The sequence below is a fragment of the Actinoallomurus acaciae genome (assembly GCF_042429965.1).
GTDB classification, from domain to species: Bacteria; Actinomycetota; Actinomycetes; order Streptosporangiales; family Streptosporangiaceae; genus Actinoallomurus; species Actinoallomurus acaciae.
This window is the reverse complement of record NZ_JBHLZP010000469.1, coordinates 1-6,281: the sequence shown is the minus strand read 5'-3', so window position 1 is coordinate 6,281 and position 6,281 is coordinate 1. Positions and strand designations below refer to the sequence as shown.

The following is a 6,281-nucleotide window of genomic DNA, read 5'->3' as shown; positions in this document are numbered from 1 at the left end:
CGCCCACAGCGCTGATCGCCGTACCCGCCGCGCTGCTGTGGGGCGCCTCGCTGGCCGTCGGCCTGATCCTGCGCGACGCCGACGACCGCCGCCGGTCCGCCCTCGCCGAGGCGCGTACGGCCGAACGGCTGCGCATCGCCCGCGAGCTGCACGACGTCGTCGCCCACCACATGAGCGGCATCGTCGTACGGGCCCAGGCCGCGCGCGTGCTCGCCGGCCGGTCGGCCGAGCCGGACGACGACGTCTTCCGCGAGATCGAGGAGGCCGGGTCGAACGCCCTGACCGCGATGCGGCGGCTCGTCGGCATGCTCCGGGAGGACACCGTGCCCGAGCCCGTACCCGCCTCCGGCATCCGCGCGGCCGTGCTCGACGCCGCCGCCGGTCACGACGGGGTCGCGATGGAGCTGCCCGGCGACCTGGACCGGCTCGAACCCGCGCCCGCGCTGATCACGACGGTCCACCGGGTGGTGCTCGAGGCGCTGACCAACGTCCGCCGGCACGCGCCCGACGCGGCGGACGTACGCGTGGCCGCGCGGGTGCAGCACGATCCGGTCGCCGACGTGCTCCACCTGGAGGTCGTCAACGACGGCGTCGGCGAGCCGTCCGGCGGGGGATCCGGCTACGGGCTGGTGGGCATGCGCGAACGGGTCACCGCGCTCGGCGGTACACTCCGCGCCGGTGTGGAGTCCGGACGACGATGGCGGGTCGTCGTACGCCTTCCCCTCGACCGCGAGGAGCCCCGTTCATGAGTGAGCGCCGTGAGCGAATCGACGACGCCGCGCCCAGGGTCTCGCGGGGCGGCGCGAAGGAGGGCTCATGAGTAGCCCTGTGTCAAGCTGCCGCCGGTTGATCTTGTTTGAGGAGGGTCTGGAGGGCTCTGTGCTGGGCGGGGTCGTAGGCAGTGTGGTCCTGCCAGCAGTGCCAGATCACATACAGCCAGGCGCGGGCGAGGATGCGGGTGGTGTGGGGGTGGTCTTTGCCGCGGGTGATGGCGTCGTTGTAGAGCTTGGTGGCCCAGGGGTTGGTGCGGCGGGAGTCTGCGGCGAAGTCACAGATGGCGTCGCGGAGTTGTTTGTCGGCGGCCCAGCGGAACCCGGCGTGGCGGGCCTTGCCGGACTGGCGGGTCGAGGGGGCTACTCCGGCCAGGCAGATCAGTGCCTCGGGAGTGGGGAAGCGGGCGCGGCGGTCGCCGATCTCGGCCAGCGGTCGGGCGGAGCGCACGGTGCCCGAGCGGGGCAGCGAGGTGAAGATGTGCGCGTCGGCGTGCAGTGCGAGTTGCTCGGTGATCTGGGCGTCCAGCATTTTGATCTGCTTGACGATGCCGGTCAGCACGGCCAGCATGGCGCGGGTGATGTGGGCCTTGGCGGCTCCGTCGTCGCTGGTCGCGCCGCGGGGGGCGGCCCTCAGCCGGGCGTGCAGGATGGTGGGGTCTTTGCGTCCGCAGTAGCCGACGCTGCGCAGCCAGGCCGCCAGCCGTCGGCGCGAGAGCCAGTCGGCGCGTTCCTGGCAGTCGAAGCGGGCCAGGAACGTCAGGCTGATCGGGCTGTCGATGTCGGCGAACAGGCCGACTGCTGCCGGGAAGGCCGTCTTGAGGTGGGCGCGCAACTGGTTGGCGAGCGCGACTCGGTGCTTGACCAGGTCCTTTCGGGCGCGGACGGTCTGCCGCAACGTGATGGTGGCCGGGCTGTCAGGGATCAGTGGCCGCAGCCGGGCCCGGTCGGTGCGCAGGGTGTCGGCGAGTACGAACGCATCGAACCGGTCGTCCTTGTTGCCCGCCGATCCGTACCGGCTTCGCAGGTTCTTCAGCTGGTTCGGGGCGATCACCACCACGGTCAGCCCGGCCGCCAGAAGGCTGTCGACGACCTTGCCGTCGGACCGTTCGATCGCGACCTCGGATGCGCCGGCCCCGCGCAGACGGCGCACCAGCTCGGTCAGGCCCTTGCCGGTGTGCTCGACGGTGAACCGTTCGATCGTGTGACCGGTCGCGTCGACCACGCAGACGGCGTGGTCGTCGTTGGCCCAGTCGACCCCTGCGGTCACATCACCAGGTGCTACCGGTGGCAGGGTCATGCTGGCAGACTGCATGGCAGCCTCCTCGCTGCTAGCCCAGTGGGGAGGCACCCTCGTTTTCGGTGCCGGGACGCCTGGGCCAGTCCGCTCACTGTTCGGCGTTCAACGACGCATACAGCCCTGTCGACGGTCACGACGTCCCGGGCAGCCGCCGGATCCCGCAGAACTCATGATGGACCTCAACAGGATCGAGCGAGCCGGGCGGTGACCCGGCGGCACCTCGGGTGCATCAGCAGCCTCACGGCTACCGACACAAGGATGGTGCACCAGTGAGCATCCGCGTTCTCGTCGCCGACGACCAGGCGATGGTCCGCACCGGGTTCCGGCTGATCCTCGACGCCGAACCCGACATCGACGTGGTCGGCGAGGCGCCCGACGGCGAGGCGGCGGTGAGTCTGGCCCGCGAGCTGCGCCCCGACGTGACGCTCATGGACATTCGGATGCCGCGCATCGACGGCATCCAGGCCACGCGTCTGCTGGCCGGCCCGGAGGTGCCCGACCCGATGCGCGTCGTGGTCGTCACCACCTACGACGAGGACGAGAACGTCTACTCGGCGCTGCGTGCGGGCGCGTGCGGCTTCCTGCTCAAGGACGCCGGGCCCCGGATCCTCGTCGAGGCCGTGCGCGCGGCGTCGGAGGGAGAGTCGATGGTCTCCCCCTCGATCACGACGCGTCTGCTGGCGCGGTTCGCCCGGCCGGCCTCCGGTGCCGCCCGGCCGGTCGAACCCCTGACCGGCCGCGAGCTGGAGGTCGTACGGGCCGTGGCCCGCGGCATGACCAACGCCGAGATCAGCGACGCGCTCGTCATCTCACTGTCGACGGTCAAGACGCACCTGAACGGCGTCCAGCGCAAGCTCGGCGTCCGCAACCGCACCGAGGTCGCCATCTGGGCCTGGGAGAGCCGCCTGGTCGAATGACGACCCTCAGCCGCGGCGTACGACGAGCGTGCGCGCCACCATGTCGCCGAACCGCTGGTGACGCGGGCTGAGCGCGATGGCGAGCGCCCCCACCAGGCCGAAGAAGTAGCCGTCCACGATCACCATGGCCCAGCGGATCAGGTACGCCCGCAGGCCGGGCGTCTCTCCGCGCTCGGTCACGACCCGCAGCCCGAGGCAGCGCATGCCCGGAGTGCCGCCGAGCCAGCGGTGCGGCACCCACACCTCGGTGAACCAGTTGCCGACCAGGACGACGAGGAGGAAGCCGCCCATCGTGAGATACGCGGGCGTCATCCGGCCGTCGCCTCGGGGCAGGTGCAGCGTCCAGCGCAGGCCGAGCACCAGTACGACGGCCGCCGGCACCGTCGTGATCAGCCGGTCGAGGGCGTACTGGGCGTACCTGCGGAGGATCACTCCCGCCGGATCGGACACGCGCGTCATCATCCCATTCAGTGCCGCCACCGCGTGCGCGCGGCGATCTCTTCGGGCGCGAGGCCGTCGAACAGCGCGATCTCGCCCCGGCGTACGACCGCGACGGTGTCGATCATCGCCTCGCCCAGCGCCTCCCGCAGCGCGTCGTCGGCCTCGAACGCCGCGACCGCCGCACCCAGCGACGACGGCAGCCGGGGCACGCCGTCGAGGGTCGCCGGGTCGACGTCGACCGGCTCGGGGAGCGCGCCGCCCTCGGCCCGTCCCGCACGACCCGCGGCCAGGAGCGCCGCCATGACGAGGTAGGGGTTGGCGGCCGCGTCGAAGCACTTGATCTCCAGGTTGGCCGCCTGGGACCGGTCGCCGACCGCGCCGGTGACGAACCGCAGCGCCGCCTCCCGGTTCTCCAGCCCCCAGCAGGCGTACGCCCCGGCCCAGTGGGAGGGCACGAGCCGCAGGTAGCTGGCGACCGACGGCGCGCCGATCGCCAGCAGAGCCGGCAGCCGCGACAGGATGCCCGCCGCGAACCCCTCGCCGTCACGCGTCAGCCCGAACCGGCCCTCGCCGCCGGCCATGAGGTTGACGCCCTCGCGCCACAGGCTCAGGTGGACGTGCGCGCCGTTGCCGACGCCGTCGGCGAGCACCTTGGGGGAGAACGTCGCGCGCAGGTCGTGGACCAGGCTGACCGCGCGGATCGTCTCGCGGACCAGGACGAACGTGTCGGCCGCGGCGACCGGGTCGGCGGACGCGACCGACACCTCGTACTGCCCCGCGGCGTACTCGGGGTGGATCTGCTCCACCGCGACACCCGCCGCCGACAGCGCCTCGACCACGTCGCGCAGATAGTCCGACTGCTCGGTCAGCCGGGTCATGCCGTACGCGGGACCGGCGCAGGCGGGGGCGAAGTCGTCGCCGTCGCCGAGCGAGACGGCCCACTCGACCTCGAACGCGGCCTTGACCGCCATGCCGTCGGCGGCCAGGCGCTCGGTCGCGCGCCGGGCCAGGTGGCGCGCGTCGAGCGGGTGCGGCTCGCCCTCCTGGTCGTAGCGGTCCGCGGGCGCCCACGCCCAGCCGGGCAGGGCGGGCATCACGGCGAGCCGGTCGAGGTCGGGGTGCAGCCGCAGGTCGCCGACCGGCCCGCCCGCGAAGCGGCCGCTCGTGATCGAGTCGTCGATCAGGAACGCGTCGAACACGGGCGACATGCCGATGCCCCAGGCCGCCGCGCGTTCGAGGCGGGAGAGCGGCACCGCCTTGACCCGCGTGACGCCGCTGGTGTCCACCCACGTGACCGCGATACCGGTGATGTCCCTCGCGGCGAGGTCACCGGCCGCCTGCCGCGCGGCCGCCGCCCGCCGCGCACGCTCCTGCTGGTCCATGGCGTTCACTCTCTCGTTCGCTGGGGGCCGCCCGGCACGTACACCTTCTACGGCGTCGTGCCCCTCCCGGCAAGAGCGCGTGAGCGAGAGCACGCCTGCCGCGTCCGTATCCGGGCGAAAGGCGGGTAACTGATCGTTCGAGAGGAAGGAGGAGCGACCGAGTGCCCCCACCGCTGCCCTGTGTGGAGAACCTCCGTCTCGTCGACCACCACTGCCACGGCGTGGCAGGCCGCGACCTCGACCGGAGCGCGTTCGAGTCCCTGCTCACCGAGGCGGAGGCCCCCGGCCGGCTCGGCGGCACGCTCTTCGACTCCCAGATCGGGTTCGCCGTACGCCGCTGGTGCGCGCCGGTGCTCGACCTGCCACCGCACGCCTCCGCCGACGACTACCTGGCGCGCCGCGCCGACCTGGGATTCGCCGAGGTGAACCGGCGCTTCCTGCGTGAGGCGGGGCTCGACGCGCTCTGCGTCGACACCGGCTACCCGATGGACACGCTTCTCACACCCGGCGAGCTGGGCGCTCTCGCGGGAGCGACGGCCCATGAGATCGTCCGGCTCGAACGGGTGGCCGAGGAGGTGGCCGAGGCCGGGCCGGGCGCGGAGGGCTTCGCCGACGCGTTCCGTGAGCGGCTGGCCGGGCGCGCCGCCTCGGCGGCCGGGCTGAAGTCCATCGCGGCGTACCGGACCGGCCTCGACCTGCCCGCTGACCGCCCCGGGGACGCCGAGGTCGCGGCGGCGGCCGGACACTGGCTCGCCGCGATCGAGGCCGGCGCCCCGGTGCGGCTCGCGGACCCGACCCTCCAGGTGTTCCTGGTCTGGTGCGGCGTGGACCTCCGGCTGCCGGTCCAGTTCCACGTCGGATACGGCGACGCGGACGTCGACCTGCACCGTTGCGACCCGTTGCTGCTCACCGGCCTGCTGCGCGCGATCGAACCCACCGGCACACCGATCATGCTGCTGCACAACTACCCGTTCCACCGGCACGCCGGGTACCTCGCGCAGGTGTTTCCCAACGTCTTCGTCGACGTCGGGCTCGCCACGCACGGAGTGGGGCACCGGGCATCGGCGCTGATCGCCGAGATGCTGGAGCTCGCTCCGTTCGGCAAGTTCCTGTTCTCCTCCGACGCCTTCGGCCTGCCCGAGCTGTACCATCTCGGCTCCCTGCTGTTCCGCCGGGGCCTCTCGGACTTCCTGAGGTCCGGGTTGGACGACGGGGTGTGGACCGAGGAGGACGCGGAGCGGATCGCGCGGCTGGCCGGAGGCGAGAACGCCCGCCGCGTGTACGGGCTGGAGGAACGGCACTGATGGACGAGCTGAATCTCAAGCTGCGCGCGGCCGTCGCCGACGAGCTGCCGGCCGCGATCGCGCTGCGGCACCGCCTGCACGCCGACCCGCGGCTCTCGGGCGACGAGGCCGACACGGCAGCCGAGGTCGTACGCGCGCTCGACGCCGGGCCCGGACAGCGCGTCGCC

At 72.7% G+C, this 6,281-nt stretch carries 6 protein-coding genes; 3 read left to right on the top strand and 3 right to left on the bottom strand.

The features are described from left to right. Positions 1-749 (top strand): sensor histidine kinase (locus ACFFNX_RS38880; RefSeq protein ID WP_378211139.1); only part of this gene is annotated, 749 nt, incomplete at its 5' end. A gap of 82 nt (positions 750-831) precedes the next feature. Here the strand turns inward: ACFFNX_RS38880 and ACFFNX_RS38875 are convergent. Further along, entirely contained in the window at positions 832-2,085 is a 1,254-nt protein-coding gene (locus ACFFNX_RS38875; protein WP_378211137.1) for an IS110 family RNA-guided transposase, read from the bottom strand. 254 nt (positions 2,086-2,339) lie between these two features. On the opposite strand from ACFFNX_RS38875, the gene ACFFNX_RS38870 reads away from it, so the two are divergent. Next, positions 2,340-2,987 carry a response regulator gene (locus ACFFNX_RS38870; RefSeq protein ID WP_378211135.1) on the top strand — a complete coding sequence of 216 codons (648 nt, stop codon included), beginning with the start codon at positions 2,340-2,342 and terminating at the stop codon, positions 2,985-2,987. Positions 2,988-2,993: 6 nt separating this feature from the next. Here ACFFNX_RS38870 and ACFFNX_RS38865 read toward each other — a convergent pair whose 3' ends face one another. Both ACFFNX_RS38865 and ACFFNX_RS38860 read right to left on the bottom strand, forming a co-directional pair. Continuing rightward, positions 2,994-3,437: an RDD family protein gene (locus ACFFNX_RS38865; protein WP_378211133.1), complete on the bottom strand. Its 444-nt coding sequence runs from the start codon at positions 3,435-3,437 to the stop codon at positions 2,994-2,996. 17 nt (positions 3,438-3,454) lie between these two features. Next, on the bottom strand, positions 3,455-4,810 hold the full coding sequence (locus ACFFNX_RS38860; protein ID WP_378211132.1) for a glutamine synthetase family protein: 1,356 nt from the start codon (positions 4,808-4,810) through the stop codon (positions 3,455-3,457). Between the two features lie 161 nt (positions 4,811-4,971). Between ACFFNX_RS38860 and ACFFNX_RS38855 the strand changes: the two genes are divergently transcribed. Next, positions 4,972-6,114 (top strand): amidohydrolase family protein, encoded by a 1,143-nt coding sequence (locus ACFFNX_RS38855; protein WP_378211130.1) that lies wholly within the window; start codon positions 4,972-4,974, stop codon positions 6,112-6,114. Positions 6,115-6,281 lie beyond the last annotated feature (167 nt).

Coding starts and splice junctions, on each gene's coding strand:
- ACFFNX_RS38875 (WP_378211137.1), bottom strand. CDS start 2,085: ATGCAGTCTGCCAGCATGACCCTGCCACCGGTAGCACCTGGTGATGTG.
- ACFFNX_RS38860 (WP_378211132.1), bottom strand. CDS start 4,810: ATGGACCAGCAGGAGCGTGCGCGGCGGGCGGCGGCCGCGCGGCAGGCG.